Source organism: Staphylococcus sp. GDY8P120P (assembly GCF_017892065.1).
Classification (GTDB): domain Bacteria; phylum Bacillota; class Bacilli; order Staphylococcales; family Staphylococcaceae; genus Staphylococcus; species Staphylococcus nepalensis.
Map to the genome: position 1 here is coordinate 264,009 of NZ_JAESKI010000002.1, position 14,092 is coordinate 278,100.

At 28.6% G+C, this 14,092-nt stretch carries 24 protein-coding genes and 1 riboswitch; of the genes, 13 read left to right on the plus strand and 11 right to left on the minus strand.

Annotated elements, in window-relative coordinates:
- Positions 1-84 precede the first annotated feature (84 nt).
- Both KA900_RS01625 and KA900_RS01630 read left to right on the plus strand, forming a co-directional pair.
- Positions 85-471, plus strand: a complete 387-nt coding sequence (locus KA900_RS01625) for a VOC family protein (protein WP_210139208.1) — start codon at positions 85-87, stop codon at positions 469-471.
- A 318-nt stretch (positions 472-789) separates the two neighbouring features.
- Complete coding sequence (locus KA900_RS01630; protein WP_210139209.1) at positions 790-1,224, plus strand: GNAT family N-acetyltransferase; 435 nt, start codon at positions 790-792, stop codon at positions 1,222-1,224.
- A 381-nt stretch (positions 1,225-1,605) separates the two neighbouring features.
- Here KA900_RS01630 and vraX read toward each other — a convergent pair whose 3' ends face one another.
- Positions 1,606-1,770, minus strand: a complete 165-nt coding sequence (vraX, locus tag KA900_RS01635) for a C1q-binding complement inhibitor VraX (RefSeq protein WP_158266109.1) — start codon at positions 1,768-1,770, stop codon at positions 1,606-1,608.
- A gap of 412 nt (positions 1,771-2,182) precedes the next feature.
- Between vraX and KA900_RS01640 the strand changes: the two genes are divergently transcribed.
- Positions 2,183-2,422, plus strand: a complete 240-nt coding sequence (locus tag KA900_RS01640; RefSeq protein ID WP_232164691.1) for a hypothetical protein — start codon at positions 2,183-2,185, stop codon at positions 2,420-2,422.
- A 113-nt stretch (positions 2,423-2,535) separates the two neighbouring features.
- On the opposite strand, the gene KA900_RS01645 is transcribed toward KA900_RS01640, so the two are convergent.
- From KA900_RS01645 to KA900_RS01655, 4 genes are all read right to left on the minus strand, one after another.
- Positions 2,536-2,712: a hypothetical protein gene (locus KA900_RS01645; protein ID WP_170006885.1), complete on the minus strand. Its 177-nt coding sequence runs from the start codon at positions 2,710-2,712 to the stop codon at positions 2,536-2,538.
- Between the two features lie 168 nt (positions 2,713-2,880).
- On the minus strand, positions 2,881-3,843 hold the full coding sequence (locus KA900_RS01650; RefSeq protein ID WP_210139210.1) for an arsenic resistance protein: 963 nt from the start codon (positions 3,841-3,843) through the stop codon (positions 2,881-2,883).
- Between the two features lie 297 nt (positions 3,844-4,140).
- Positions 4,141-4,275 carry a hypothetical protein gene (locus KA900_RS14870; protein ID WP_255201748.1) on the minus strand — a complete coding sequence of 45 codons (135 nt, stop codon included), beginning with the start codon at positions 4,273-4,275 and terminating at the stop codon, positions 4,141-4,143.
- A gap of 125 nt (positions 4,276-4,400) precedes the next feature.
- Complete coding sequence (locus tag KA900_RS01655) at positions 4,401-4,649, minus strand: hypothetical protein (protein WP_103373759.1); 249 nt, start codon at positions 4,647-4,649, stop codon at positions 4,401-4,403.
- A 174-nt stretch (positions 4,650-4,823) separates the two neighbouring features.
- Between KA900_RS01655 and KA900_RS01660 the strand changes: the two genes are divergently transcribed.
- Positions 4,824-5,033, plus strand: coding sequence for a hypothetical protein (locus tag KA900_RS01660; RefSeq protein ID WP_096810625.1), 210 nt, complete (start codon positions 4,824-4,826; stop codon positions 5,031-5,033).
- 210 nt (positions 5,034-5,243) lie between these two features.
- Here the strand turns inward: KA900_RS01660 and tsaT are convergent, their stop codons facing one another.
- Positions 5,244-5,426 carry a type II toxin-antitoxin system toxin TsaT gene (tsaT, locus tag KA900_RS01665; protein ID WP_096810624.1) on the minus strand — a complete coding sequence of 61 codons (183 nt, stop codon included), beginning with the start codon at positions 5,424-5,426 and terminating at the stop codon, positions 5,244-5,246.
- Positions 5,427-5,653: 227 nt separating this feature from the next.
- On the opposite strand from tsaT, the gene KA900_RS01670 reads away from it, so the two are divergent.
- The 3 genes from KA900_RS01670 to KA900_RS01680 all read left to right on the plus strand — a co-directional run bounded on the left by KA900_RS01670 (position 5,654) and on the right by KA900_RS01680 (position 7,319).
- Positions 5,654-6,145, plus strand: a complete 492-nt coding sequence (locus KA900_RS01670) for a hypothetical protein (protein ID WP_107644544.1) — start codon at positions 5,654-5,656, stop codon at positions 6,143-6,145.
- Between the two features lie 166 nt (positions 6,146-6,311).
- Entirely contained in the window at positions 6,312-6,518 is a 207-nt protein-coding gene (locus KA900_RS01675) for a TM2 domain-containing protein (RefSeq protein WP_096810622.1), read from the plus strand.
- Positions 6,519-7,103: 585 nt separating this feature from the next.
- Positions 7,104-7,319, plus strand: coding sequence for a sterile alpha motif-like domain-containing protein (locus KA900_RS01680; RefSeq protein ID WP_096810621.1), 216 nt, complete (start codon positions 7,104-7,106; stop codon positions 7,317-7,319).
- Between the two features lie 11 nt (positions 7,320-7,330).
- On the opposite strand, the gene KA900_RS01685 is transcribed toward KA900_RS01680, so the two are convergent.
- The 4 genes from KA900_RS01685 to KA900_RS01700 all read right to left on the minus strand — a co-directional run bounded on the left by KA900_RS01685 (position 7,331) and on the right by KA900_RS01700 (position 9,788).
- Complete coding sequence (locus KA900_RS01685; protein ID WP_096810620.1) at positions 7,331-7,564, minus strand: hypothetical protein; 234 nt, start codon at positions 7,562-7,564, stop codon at positions 7,331-7,333.
- Between the two features lie 323 nt (positions 7,565-7,887).
- Positions 7,888-8,154 (minus strand): hypothetical protein, encoded by a 267-nt coding sequence (locus KA900_RS01690; protein ID WP_096810619.1) that lies wholly within the window; start codon positions 8,152-8,154, stop codon positions 7,888-7,890.
- A 196-nt stretch (positions 8,155-8,350) separates the two neighbouring features.
- Positions 8,351-8,887 (minus strand): GNAT family N-acetyltransferase, encoded by a 537-nt coding sequence (locus tag KA900_RS01695; RefSeq protein ID WP_210139211.1) that lies wholly within the window; start codon positions 8,885-8,887, stop codon positions 8,351-8,353.
- 475 nt (positions 8,888-9,362) lie between these two features.
- Complete coding sequence (locus KA900_RS01700) at positions 9,363-9,788, minus strand: organic hydroperoxide resistance protein (protein ID WP_096810617.1); 426 nt, start codon at positions 9,786-9,788, stop codon at positions 9,363-9,365.
- Positions 9,789-9,963: 175 nt separating this feature from the next.
- On the opposite strand from KA900_RS01700, the gene aroD reads away from it, so the two are divergent.
- Together aroD and KA900_RS01710 are read left to right on the plus strand one after the other, a co-directional pair.
- The gene (gene aroD / locus KA900_RS01705; protein ID WP_119488025.1) at positions 9,964-10,683 is read left to right on the plus strand and encodes a type I 3-dehydroquinate dehydratase; all 720 of its coding nucleotides are present in this window, start codon (positions 9,964-9,966) and stop codon (positions 10,681-10,683) included.
- A gap of 66 nt (positions 10,684-10,749) precedes the next feature.
- Positions 10,750-11,295, plus strand: a complete 546-nt coding sequence (locus KA900_RS01710; RefSeq protein WP_103373566.1) for a nitroreductase family protein — start codon at positions 10,750-10,752, stop codon at positions 11,293-11,295.
- 256 nt (positions 11,296-11,551) lie between these two features.
- Here the strand turns inward: KA900_RS01710 and KA900_RS01715 are convergent, their stop codons facing one another.
- Positions 11,552-11,872, minus strand: coding sequence for a thioredoxin family protein (locus KA900_RS01715; protein ID WP_115342337.1), 321 nt, complete (start codon positions 11,870-11,872; stop codon positions 11,552-11,554).
- 142 nt (positions 11,873-12,014) lie between these two features.
- On the opposite strand from KA900_RS01715, the gene KA900_RS01720 reads away from it, so the two are divergent.
- The 4 genes from KA900_RS01720 (at position 12,015) to KA900_RS01735 (ending at position 13,898) form a co-directional block, all read left to right on the plus strand.
- Positions 12,015-12,368: an arsenate reductase family protein gene (locus KA900_RS01720; RefSeq protein ID WP_119488026.1), complete on the plus strand. Its 354-nt coding sequence runs from the start codon at positions 12,015-12,017 to the stop codon at positions 12,366-12,368.
- Positions 12,369-12,548: 180 nt separating this feature from the next.
- Positions 12,549-12,929, plus strand: a complete 381-nt coding sequence (gene gcvH, locus KA900_RS01725; protein ID WP_096810612.1) for a glycine cleavage system protein GcvH — start codon at positions 12,549-12,551, stop codon at positions 12,927-12,929.
- Between the two features lie 280 nt (positions 12,930-13,209).
- Positions 13,210-13,602, plus strand: coding sequence for a toprim domain-containing protein (locus tag KA900_RS01730; RefSeq protein WP_096823905.1), 393 nt, complete (start codon positions 13,210-13,212; stop codon positions 13,600-13,602).
- Entirely contained in the window at positions 13,599-13,898 is a 300-nt protein-coding gene (locus KA900_RS01735) for a thioredoxin family protein (RefSeq protein ID WP_103373565.1), read from the plus strand. The genes KA900_RS01730 and KA900_RS01735 overlap by 4 nt, the downstream gene beginning before the upstream one ends.
- A 53-nt stretch (positions 13,899-13,951) precedes the next feature.
- Positions 13,952-14,057: riboswitch (SAM riboswitch) on the plus strand.
- The last annotated feature ends 35 nt before the right edge of the window (positions 14,058-14,092 follow it).

Below are 14,092 nucleotides of genomic sequence, written 5' to 3' on the forward strand. Positions count from 1 at the left end.
GTTATTTAATTATTTATAATGAAAAGTATAATATGAGGGTATAGATATTAGAAGAAACTAAAACATAAATGGAGGAAAAACGAATTGAAAATTATTGCAATGAGTATTTTTGTAGATAATCAAGAAAAAGCGAAACGATTTTATACAGAGAAGTTAGGATTTGAACTTGTGCATGATATGGATATAGGTGGAGGGTTTAGATGGTTAACAGTAAAAGAAAATAATTCTGACAATCCAGTTGAAATTGTCTTAGAACCCAATGATAATCCGATAGCTAAAACATATCAAAATGATTTGTTTAATTCGGGTATCCCATTGACTATGTTTGGCGTTTCCAATTTAGATCAGTCTTATCAATCATTATCCAATTTAAATGTTAAATTTAAAACAAAGCCAAAAGAAGTTGAAGGGATTAAACTGGCAGTCATTGAAGATACATGTGGCAATTTAATTCAATTAATCGAGCAATAACTTAAATGTGAATTACAACTTTACTAAACGTAAGATAAGAGAATGAGAAAGAGATTATATTTTTTATGATTTCGGTATCTGACGCGGTAAACATGACTAGAAAAAGAGGCTAGGTAAAGCGTACTATATATGCATTGGGTTATTTATAAATTTTGCAAACTAGAAAGAAGGAATACAAGAGTTAAGGCTCATACACAAATGCCGCTAACTCAATAAAATTTATATCCCAGTCATCTACTGTCAATATGATATCCATGCCCAAGATATTAAGTATATTTTGGGTCTCTTTTTACATATTAAATCAAAGGAATGAGTAAGGTGAGGTTAGAAGTAAAGTATACTGAGGAACTATCGAATATTGAATTATTAGAAATATTAAAAGAAAGAGTGAAAATTTTTGTTGTAGAGCAAAAATGTATTTATCAAGAAATAGACGATAAAGATAGAAATGCTCAACATGTTATATTATATGATGAAAACAATATTATAGCATATACCCGCATTGTCACTTCTGAAAATGGTATTAGTTTTGGTAGGGTGCTAGTAACTCAAAATTATAGAAAAAAAGGTTATGGTCGCGAAATTGTACAATGTACGATTGACATTATAAAAAAACAATACCACCATAAATTTTTAAAAATAACAGGACAAGCTCATTTGAAAACATTTTATGAATCCTTTGGGTTTCAAGCAAATTCAAAAACATATATGGAAGATGGTATCCCGCATATTGAGTTTATGATGTACATTTAGAAATAACAATGGTATAAGCGAGGGCAAAAATGCTTTTTTCTAAAATAATCTTTTGCTATCCAGTATTAATCCTAATTAAAAATGCAAGAGCTTAAGCCCTTGCATAAATAAGAACAACTTCGTTATAAATGTAAAATTGGTTCTGTGAAATTGAATATAAACAATTTGAGTCTAATCGATGAATGCAAACAACATATTTCATATTGAGACAGTTTGCACTTCAACTTTTATAAAACAACTGGCTAATATTTTTAATATTTATATATTTCAATATTATGGATGATATTGGCCTGTGTTACTAAAATCGATAAATTAAAAAGAATTTGATACTATTTAACCCCTTATTGAATAGTCATCCTAATTATATAAACGGAAGGTTATTTATTTTTTCATTTTATCAATATCTTGAGCAACTAGAGTTAATAGTTCTTGAGTTTCAGCATCCGTTAACTCGTCAGACCCTTTAATTCTAATTACAGAACCCTTGTCAGTTTTGACATGATAAATAGGTTCTTCATCCTTATAAACTTTACGCAATATTTTCATCTCATCACCCTTTTTTTTATAAAAACAAGTTTTCTATTATATAAAATAATACATGCGTAGAAATATTATTTTTAAAGAAGAATAAAGTCGCATTTTATAACTGTAGTTATTAATACTTTAACTATAGGATAACTTTTTATTTAATTCTTTTCCAATGGTAAGATTAAATTTATTTGATTATTTTGCTTAATCATATGTAAATTAATACACTGTAAACCTTAAACATTAATTTAGCGATTTTTTTAGAAAATTTAGTTTTTTATGTTTTTAATTTATAATGAGGGGTATAAAATACTAAGCACAAAAAGTCCTCCAAACTTTAGTGTGGAATATATTTTTGAGATTGGCGCCGCTTTTCGAAGCGGCGTTTTTGTTTTATACTGCATATAGTGTAAATAATTTTTTATAAAGGATGTATATTGTGAAATTGCTTAATGTATTATCAATTTTATGTAGTTTAGTAATAATCATCGTTATCATATACGGTGTTATCATGATGATTGGTGACTTAATGGGAATAACAACATTTAATAATCAATTATTAATTGTTGGTTTAGCATTTGTATTATTAAGTGGTTTATTTGGTAAAAGTAGACCAAGATTATCAATGCTAGTACTATTCATTGGTTTTATTATCGTAGTTATAAATTAATAAATATAAAAAGGAGCGAAAAAGAAATCACAATTAATTAAATGATTTCGTGTTTTCGCTCCTTTTTATACGCACTTAAAATGTTTTCCTTTCAAAAATCATAAAGAAATAACTTACTCAATATTACTTTTTAGCTTGTTATCCATGTCTTTTGCTACATTTATCAACAGTTTTTTTACTTCTTTTGGTGTTAAATCATTGCCAGCCGTCACTTTTATAATTAAACCTAAATCTGTTTTAATGTGATATGTTGTTCGATTATTTTCAGATACACTTCTCAAAATTTGCATCTTAATCACCTCATTATTAAATTACCCTAACAACTGTTCCTGAGATAGCTATATAGCATTAAGCAAGTTATTCAAATTAACTAAAGTGTAAAATGTTAATTAAGCATTATTTTAATATATTTAAAGTGAAATGAATAATAATTAGCTTCTTTTAAATAGTTAAAAGTATTATCTAATCAATTTAGGTATCGCTTTTATGAAAATAATTTCTCCCAATAATTCACATAATGTTTGTGTAATAACAACTGTTGTAGTAATTGTTACCCAGTCTTTTGGTAAAACTAAAGCTAAAGGTAGAACGACAAGTGCGTTCCTCGTACTTGAACTAAATGCTAATGTTCTTTTTGCTTCAGCTTCTAATTTAAATAGTTTGCCACAAAGAGCGCCTATAAAAGGAGAAATGGTCAAAAAGCAAATATAAATCGGTACTACTATTAATACAATATTTAAGTTGTGTATTATTTTATTTATTTGTGATCCTACTACAGAAAATAGAACGAATGACATGAATATTTCAGGAAGCCAAGCTGTTAATTGTAATATTTGATTGCTAGTTTTAGATTTGCTGCTAAAAAATTGTAATAACAGCGCGAATATCAAAGGCAATATGATAAACATAGAAAATGCTTTTATAAATGGAACAATGGTCATATGTGAAAAAATATCTATATCTAAAAATAAAGTGAAATATATAGGTAATAATAAAATTTGAAATATAAACAGAAGTGGTGTGGCAAATAGCATAAAGTGCTCATTTCCTTTACCTAAAGCAGTAAAAACGATAACGTAATCAATACAGGGGGTTAAAAGTACAAGATATAATCCGATAATGACGGGAATATTTGAGATATTAAATAATTGTACTAAATAAAAAACAAATAACGGGATAACAATGAAATTTGAAATTAATAACGCAATTATAAACCTTACATTTAAAAAGTTTTGTTTAATTTTGAAAAATGGAATTTGAGAAAACATACTAAACATGAGTATGCCTATACACACGGAAACAATAGATTCTAAAAAGTTAGCAAAGGAATATGAAATTAAACCAGTGAGTACACCGCCTATAACCGCTGTAAAATATATATATATTTGATAATTTTCAATAAATGATTTGATGTGTTGCATAGTGACCTCTCTATAAACTATGTATTATATTAGTATTTAATAATAATAAAATTTGAAAAATTATATAAAAAGAGCAGAACTGAAATCATATTTTATCAAATGATTCCATTGTTCTGCCCAGGTAAGGGTAGCTAGGGAAAATATAAAGGCTTAAGCTCGTTTATACGTATTACTAACTCAATAAATTAAGAAGTAACACTTTTAAAAATAGTTCTTAAGAAGTGGAATTTTACGTTTACATATCAGATGTCTACTATCTTTGAATCATTTTGAATTATAAGAAAATGATTAAAAAAACTATGTTCTTTTTTTATCTTGAACGCTCACTTTATTCTCTATTTTCTCTTCGTTTGTACTATCGATACTTAAAAGCAATGCACGAATGACTAAAACGCCAGATACAATTAATAATAAATTTTTAAAAAACTTCATAATAATCACTCACCTATATGAATTTAAAGTTCATGAAAAAATACCAGAACTTTGATTATATAATGATAATACCCGGAATTTAACTAAATGAATTAAATACCTATAATCAATGTGAATAAATTGAATTAAAAATCAATGATATAAATAGTTAAGGCTTCTTCATCAACTTCTATTTTAAGCTCATTACTATTATTTTCAATATTAATATTTACAACAACACCGTTTTCTATAGTGAAGAAAACCTGGCTCAAAATACCCATTGCATATTCATTAATAGGGCTTACTAGGGAAATTGATTTTGTATCTTCTTGAATCATAAATTGTTTTTGACTTTGATTTATTAGTTGCCATTTCGGTAAATAAGTGAGTTTCATAATAATCACTCCTTTGTTAGCGTCAAATTAATAGTGTACAGATCTGGCTCAATTCATTAAAACTTTAGTGAAGTCTATAAATTTTGAAACTACACTTCTAAACTAAATTTTTGAATTAATTGCATATGAAAGGGAATAAGTGTTGTAAGCATATTCAAAATTTGAGGTGGGAAAATGAATATTATATTATCTATCATTTTAGCATTAATTTTTGCTTTTTTAGCAACAATGCCATTTTTATTTATAAATACGCGATTACATGAAAATATCAATCATTCTAAAGATGAAGTACGTCATGAAAAAATAAGAGCAGTAAAACGTTTTATCTACTTTTTTATTTTGATTATCATTTTGTTGGCAATTTACCATTTTATTACAAACTAAATATACTGCTATTTTAAAAAAATTAAGCGTTATTTTAAATTTTTGCAAAAATTTAAAAAGATAATTGAAAAACTCAACGTATTTAACAAACTTAAGTGACGATGATTAGGATTGGAAAAGGCTTGTTTGATTGCATTTTCAATTCAGTCATCTACTGTTTGACTCGTATTTGAAGTTAAGCTGCCAGTTTATGTGCTAGTAGCATAATTTTTAACTAAAAATAATAGAAAATAGTACACCAACAACACCAAAAATAATTAAGATAACAGTTAATCCAAGCAGGGATTCTTTTGTTTCTTGAGTCCCTCTTACTTTATAAATAACTAGAGAAATAATGCCAGCAATTAAAAAGAATAATGAGAGCCAAAATATTATCATGAAATGTAGACTCAAAGTGCTGCACCTCCTTTATCGTTTTAATTTTACGCTAGGATATAAGTTGTTCAAATAATATTTTGAAAATTAACAGATGAGTTAATTAGATTAATATTAATTTTATCTTATCATTTATTAATGATATGCCATAGTGTAATTTTTCTTTATGCTTTTGTTTTAAATATTTATTTAAGGAAAAAGACTATTAGTTACATTATAGATAGAATACAAATGGGGGAATTTTTATGAGCAATATAACAGAAGATTTTGAAAATGCCAAAAAAGCGGTCAAAGATTTGAAAGCAAGTAAGCGCACAGATTTTCAAGAAACAGAACAATTGATAATAAATTTAAAAAAAGAAGTAAGAAATGACTTAATGCCCAAGATTGAACAAGAAGATAAAAGATTAAAAGAAATTGCGAGTAAATTAGACGCGCATATCAAAACAGCATTTGAATCATTTAACACATTAGATGAAATTATTAATTATTTGGAATCGGCGTTCCAGCGTGGGAAAAAAGATAAAGCATATGGAAGGGCACTCATATTATTAGAAGAAAATCCAATGATTGAAAAAGCTAAAACATATTTTAGCGATAAAGAACAAAATGGCAAGTTTATTGGAATTATTTTGAATAAATTAATTGAACTAAGTGACGAAATTATGCCAGAAGAGTATACTGAATTATTGAAAGTTGAAAAATCCTTTTTTGAAGTGAAATATAGTAATTTGTAGCAATTTTGGTATAAAATAAGAAATGTTAAAATATAGTAAGTGATTACTTTTAAAAGCAGTGCCTTTTTTAAGACATAATGAAAATAATATGTATTAAAATTTTAGATTTTTATCACTGTATCGATGTATAATGAAATAAAATCAAATATGTAAGGAGATACATGCTATGAATGAAGTGAATAAAGTGATTTATATTGTTTTAGCAGTGTTTTTAGGTAGTTTTGGAATCCACAAATTTTATGCGAGAAAAACTGGAATGGGTCTTTTATTCCTTGTATTTTGTTGGACAGGCATCCCACAAATTTTAGCAATTATTGGTGCGGTTATTACTTTATTTAAACCTGCAGATCAAAATGGTAACGTTTTAGTATAAAAAATAATAGCTAAAGATAGGAACAGGATAAAAATCTTAGTTTTTGGTTAAGTTATACTGTCCCAGTGTGTTTAGAACTTATTTTTTACAACAATTTGAGGTCCAATAGGCTCTCTTTTTTGTGATAGCGAATAGGGAATGAGATAACACGGGTTAACACTCATTCATTTATAAGTAGCCACTAATGCGATAAATTGAGAGACAATACTTTAAAAGGTGATGAATGAAAAAGTAGTTATTTGAAAATATAATGCAATTACTTTTTGCTGGTGGGCTATTACCAAATTAAAAACAGGTTGAGATATTAATGTATCTCAACCTGTTTTTAGCTTTGAAAGTATAATGTGCTTAATAAAGTTAAAACTTATAATTATTAAATCCATTTTTATTTCGACAGTACATTTCATAAATTTTGCAATATTTACAATTTAAATCAAATACCCTGAGAACAATAATTAATTTGACTAATTTTAAAATTTAAAATGTAATGTAATAGACAAATAATTATTATTTGATATGATGGTAAAAAGACACAAAATGGTACAACATGTAACGATTAAAATATAGGTAATCGAGGTTATGCTGATGACATTCTATGATTTTATAATTGACTTTGTAAATGATGATACGCCGCTCGGTCAACTTGCCCATTTTATAAACAGAGATAAGCACTTCCCAAAACATGCAACGAGTTACCATGAAATATATGCATACTTCAAAATGAATTACACATATAATGAAGTTATGACGTCTGCTAAAAGAGCATTAAGTTTATATCATAATAATTTAGATGTTAATTAAGTTTATATCAGTTATTCATAGTACCAATTTTGAATTTCTAAAGCCCATTTAATATCTTCAGTGCGAAAGTTGACTTCATTATGCCTTATAGAAAAAGGCTTTATAATATTTTGTGCCATCCATGTATTAATCAATTCGGTAGGCAATCCGTCCAATTCCATATCACTTTTACTGAGTACAAAACACTCCCAATCAAGAGAAATTTTTGAAGGATTAATATATTTACACTCATTGAGCTGATTCATAAAAACACTCCTTAACATTGTAAATCCAACGGTAAGTTTTACCCAACTCCAAATAAAATAAAACGGTAAATCTGAAAAATATTGTCGTATTAATAAGCGACTCAAAGGAATTGACAGCAATCATGATTCCAGTGCATAAACCCATAAAAAAATTGTAATTGCATAAGATATAACATTTTCTATATCTTTGATTTTTAACCCCCTTTTGTAATTAACTTACTTTTTACATTTTAAAATTTTGTAAAACTAAAAACAGCTAATTACTAAAATATATAGTAATTAACTGTTTTTTGGTCTAAAGTCGCTATGTATCATTAGATTTTTCATGAGAAAAAATTGAATACGTATACTTTCCAATATGGATAACTTAATAGCACAAAAGAAAATAAAGTTACCAACATAGCAAAGATATTAGCAATACGGTCGCCACGTAAACATGCGTATAAATTAATTAAAAACACACCTAAAATGAATAGGATAGCAGCTAATAATTGTAATTCTCCTTCTAAAACTTTATTAACGGCTAATAATGGAGTCAGTAATGTAACTAATGACAAGAACAGAGATAATAAAGTTGTAGTATATTTCAAATTGTTCAGCCCTCTCTAAGATAAACTTTTATAAACACAATGTGATAAAAAATAACTTAATAAAATAATATTTGCTTAGCAATTTAATTGCAAGTGATTTTTAACTACAGACTTATATTTACTGTTACTAATTAAATAAATGATACAAAAAGAGAGGCAATCATAACTGTAACAACCAGAAGAATTAAGTATAGTTTTAATCAAACAATCTCATCTCTTCACCGTTGAAATAATAACTTAACCAATGCTCATCGACGTAATCTTCACCATATTTTCTAGCATACTTTTCAAGAGCAAGCACTTCAAAATTCAAGTTACTTAAAAATACTTTTCCACTAATATTGTTAGAAATAAGAGAAGTCATTAAAATTTCAATATTTTTATCATTACAAATTTGGAAAACGTATTTCATTAATTGATTAGCAATTTGTTCTCTGAATGTATGACTATCACCCATTACACACATATTTTCAATAACTGCTTTATGTGCCAAACTATAAGTTTGGTTAAATATAAGTGTGACAGAGCCAATTAATATGCTTTCTTGGAAAGCACCAATGACCACTTTATCGTTTGGGTCAGAAGTAAGTAAATTTTCTATATTTAGCTCAGCTAAGCACCGCTCATTTTGCAATTTCCAAGCAAATACATCGAGGTCTTCATGAATGCCATGTAATAATAATTTTTTATAGTCTACTAAGTCATCGATTGATAAATAACGTATGTTTGACATTGAAAGCCTCCTAAAAAGTATACTTTTTTTATAAATTTTCCTGCTATATTAAATATAATATTAAGGGAAAAAGAATAATTGAGCAACACTATATTTAATATTTTTCTAAGATATTACTTCATTTTTAATTTATAAACTAAAAAATGTATGATCATTAAGAATATAATTGTAATTAATTTTATTTTTAATAAAAAGAAATGCATATGATAAATATGGTATAATATAGTGAGTTATACATTTTGAGTGGAGGCATGGTAAGTGGGGGCTTTAATAACTATTATTGTTTCTCTAGTATTGCTTATCCTGATTTCTTTTGTTGTATTGATGGTCTATATTTGTATTAATTGTAAAGATGAAGACGATTTGTAAATTAGAAAGCGAAGTATTCAAAAGACATCATGACTTAAGCATTTTGCAATCTTAAATAAATAAAACCCCCAAATTCTAAACAGAATTTGGGGGATATAATTATTTTTTATTCAACAACTTGTACGTTTAAATCTACGTCAATGTTGCCACGAGTTGCTTTTGAATATGGACAGAATTCATGTGCATCCTGTAAGTATTTTTCAGCATCTTCTTGAGATAATACGTTTTTGACTTTCGCATCAATAGATACGCTTAATTGAGGGCTTTCTGCATTTGGATCGTCTTCTAAACGAACTGTTAAAGTGACTTCAGGTTCAGCATCTCTCACCTTATTTTGTTTGAGAATTAAATCAAATGCCCCATTAAAGCATGACGCATAACCTGCTGCGAATAACTGTTCAGGGTTTGTTCCTTTTTCAGCATCAGCTTGTGCTGGAGGAATAACTGCTACATCAATTGCTTTATCATCTGTTTGAACGTGACCGTTACGGCCACCTGTATTAGTTGCTTTTGTTTCATAGTTTACTGCCATTATATTACCTCCTAAATTACTTCTATATAGGTTATACCCGTAAAATAAAATTTAAATCATATATAAATCAAAATGATTTGTGTGATTTATTTAAGCGAACCATGCTTAAGATTGTGTTACTACTGAGTATTGTTATACAATAATTTTAATTATCACTAAAAAAGGAAGTTTTTAAATGTCTGAAGTCAAAATTGCGGTAACAATAGAACCTGAAAATGATATACCACAATGTATCATCAATGATTTAATTAAATATCAAGCATCTTTCGATATTATAGAAGTGAGAATTGATCAATGGCTTACACCAAACGTAAAACAGATAGCTAAAGTTATAGATAAATTATATAATTTAAATTTAAATAAAAAATTCCTAGTTACTTATCGTAAACAATCACAAGGAGGCAAAGGAGATTTATCATTAGATGCGTATGTAGCATTATTAAAAGAAATTATAATTTTAGACCATGTGGATATGATAGATGTTGAATTTGAAAAAAATCAAAAACTTCAATATATGCGTAACTTAATCGATTTGGCGCGTAAAAATGACGTTGAAAGTATATTGTCTTATCACGATTTTCAAAAAACACCTTCATTGGAATCACTAAAACATTTGTATTATAAAATGCATCAAATGAATCCAGATTATTTAAAAGTAGCGGTTATGCCACATGGCAAGCAAGATGTGTTGAACCTGTTGTCAACTTTATCGGAAACAGTAGACTCAGTGCCACAACAAGTCATCGGCATTGCAATGTCCAAATTAGGTATGATATCAAGAACAGCGCAAGGCTTATTTGGTGGCGCGGTGTCATATGGTTGTTTAGACCAACCAAAAGCGCCTGGACAAATTCATGTTGAAACGTTGAAGTGTCAATTAAAAATGTACGAGTAGTTTGAAAACGAATCGTTCGTAGATTATAATTGAAAATAGTTATCAATAATGAAAGGACGATATCAGATGGAACTACAAGATGCTATAGCACAACGTAGAAGTATAAAAGCATTTAGAAGAGATATGAATATAGATGATCATGCTCTATATGAAGCAATACAACGTGCTACAGATGCACCAAATCATGGTTTGAGAGCACCATGGAGAGTGGTTCATATCGCTAAAAATAGATTGGGAGATATGAGTAAACAATTAACTGAGATTGCTTTCCCCAATATAAAGAAAAAGCAAGAAGACCATTATAAAGTGGCAACAAATCTCGGTGGAATGCTTGCTTTAATCGTGAAAGAAGACCCAAGACAAAAAGAAAATTTAGAGAACCATATGGCTTTTGGTGCATTTGCACAAAACCTAATGTTATTACTATATGAAGCTGGCATAGGCACTTGCTGGAAGACACCAGCATATATATTCAATCCTGAAATACGCAGCATTTTCGGTGTACAAGATGATGAGCAATTGGTAGGTCTATTATATTTAACTGATCTTAAAGATTTAGAAAAAATGCCACATAGAGAACGTCAACAGAGCCAAACCATTGAAACATTTTAAACTGACTAATCAATAAACTATGTGTTTACCACGGGGCAGACAGAAAAACTTGGTTTCTGTTCTGCTCCTTTATTTTTATACAAAAAATAAGACAACATAAAGTAGAAGTTGCTAATTTATGCTGTCCTATTAAGTATGACTAAAACAATATCGGGTTTACGGTGCTAGCGTTAAGTATTTAGTTACTTATCTTAAATGATAAGTTTAATCTATTAATTGATGGGAATCTAAATCTGACATCGCCTTAAATCATTGCTTATTCAAAAGTTTCAGCTAAGAATGATTCAACTTGTTCTGGCGATTTAGCATTAGCTGAATGTAAGTGCGCTAATTTTTCCCCATTTTTGAAAACTAAAAGGCTAGGGATGCCCATAACATCGTTATCTGCAGCAGCATCTTCTAATTCATCACGGTTTACTGTATACCAGTTATAATTGTTGTATTTTTCTACAATTGGATCAATCCACATGTCCATTGCTTTACAATCCGGGCACCATCCCGCTTCGAATTTAACAATGACTGGGTTGTCACTTTGTATCGTAGTTTTAAATTGGTCGTTAGTACTAATTGGTTCCATAATTATGCTCCTTTTTAAAGATATTAATAATAACATTATAACGGACAATTTCCTGTTATTAAAAAAATCAGCTTAATAATTAGAGCGTTTTTGTCATAATTTTGTTATATTAGTGTTAACTATACATAGGAGGTACAGAATAATGATAAAATTTTACCAGTATCCTAATTGTACGACTTGTAAAAAAGCTGCCAAATTTTTACAAGAATATGGGGTCAGTTATGAACCCATTGATATTGTGCAGCATACACCTACTAAAAAAGAGTTTAAAGAAATTATTGATGCTACCGGCATTGATATCAACAAACTTTTTAATACACACGGTGCCAAATATCGAGAATTAGGTCTTAAAGATAAACTTAAAGATCTATCTGATGAGGAAAAATTAGATTTATTATCTTCTAACGGTATGTTAGTAAAAAGACCCTTAGCTGTATTAGGGAACAAAGCAACTGTAGGCTTTAAAGAAGATCAATATAAAACAACTTGGATATAAACACATATTATCCTTGAAATATAATTTTATGCTATTTAAAAAATAGATAAACATTTATTGAGATTGTTTTATTTACTGCGATAAAAAATACGAGTTGCCTTATAAAAGCGCTTAAATAGTTGATTGTAAGCCTTTCATATGGCATCATTAATATGTAAAAACATTTAGGAGGGGATTCTCGTGGCAGTACCAAGTGAATTAAAATATTCTAAAGAACACGAATGGGTAAAAATTGAAGGAAATACAGTAACTATTGGTATTACTGAATATGCACAAAGTGAATTAGGAGATATCGTATTCGTTGAATTACCTGAAACTGATGATGATATCGAGGAGGGCGAATCTTTCGGTAGTGTTGAATCAGTTAAAACAGTTTCTGAACTTTATGCACCTGTTTCAGGTAAAGTTGTAGAAACAAATGATGAATTAGAAGATAGTCCTGAATTTGTTAATGAATCACCATACGAAAAAGCATGGATGGTTAAAGTCGAATTAAATGATGAAAGTCAATTAGACGAATTAATGTCAGCTGATCAATATTCAGAAATGATTGGTGAATAACATTGCGATTAAACTCCACGATATCTCTTATCATGGAGTTTTTATTTTACCCAAATTCAGAAAAAATTATTATTTATTATTCAAAACAATCCATTTATTTTGATGTATTTATTTAAAAAGTGGCTACAAGTTATTTTGATTGCTATAGAACGTATAAGATGACAAATGAAAGGTTCAATAATAAGATAATGTAAGAAACGATTATGAATGTTTATGCTAGCTAAATAGGGTGTAGAACTAAATATAAATGAATTTACTATCACATTAGAGGGTGGATGTCATGACGATACTAAACCAAGTTATTATTGTCGAAGGAAAATCAGACAAAAAACGGGTAAAGCAAGTTATTGATCAGCCAATCGAAATCATTTGTACTAACGGCACAATGAGTGTTGATAAGTTAGATGAGATGATCGAATCATTATATGATAAGCAAGTCTATATTCTTGCAGACGCAGATAATGAAGGTGAAAAGATACGTAAATGGTTTAAAAAATATTTAAGTGAAAGTAAACATATTCACATAGATAAACAATACGGTGAGGTTGCGAGATGTCCTAAGCCATATTTATCCAAAGTGTTAGCAAAACATGGATTTTTAGTTAAAGATGAAGAAAAAGTTGCGAAAGCAAAGTTAGATTATATTGCTGAAAGGGTTAGTTTATTAACATGAATGTAAAGCGTGAACCACGTGTTGATGTACAAGAACACGTAGATAAAGATAAATATCTTATATTTGGTTACACACCGACATGTGGCACATGTAAGGTGTCAGAACGAATGTTAGATATTGCTAATGAAATGTTAGAATTACCAATTACTAAGTTAGATTTAAATTTGCATCCTGACTTTAGTCAAGCATATGAAATACAATCAGTTCCTATTCTTATGCTTATGTCTAAAGGGGAAGAACAAAAAAGGATTTATGCGTTTCAATCGGTCCCTTATTTGTTAGAAAATTTAAAATAATCATTGACGAAACTATAGTGCAATGGTAGGATTATGGATAATTAAATAATGAACTCTTATCACGAGAGGTGGAGGGATGTGCCCTACGAAGCCCGGCAACCGTCTTTAATAGAAATGGTGCCAATTCACATAAAGTTATCAAACTTTAGAAGATGAGAGAAGCGGGTTATGCTTTCTCTATTCTTCGACAATAA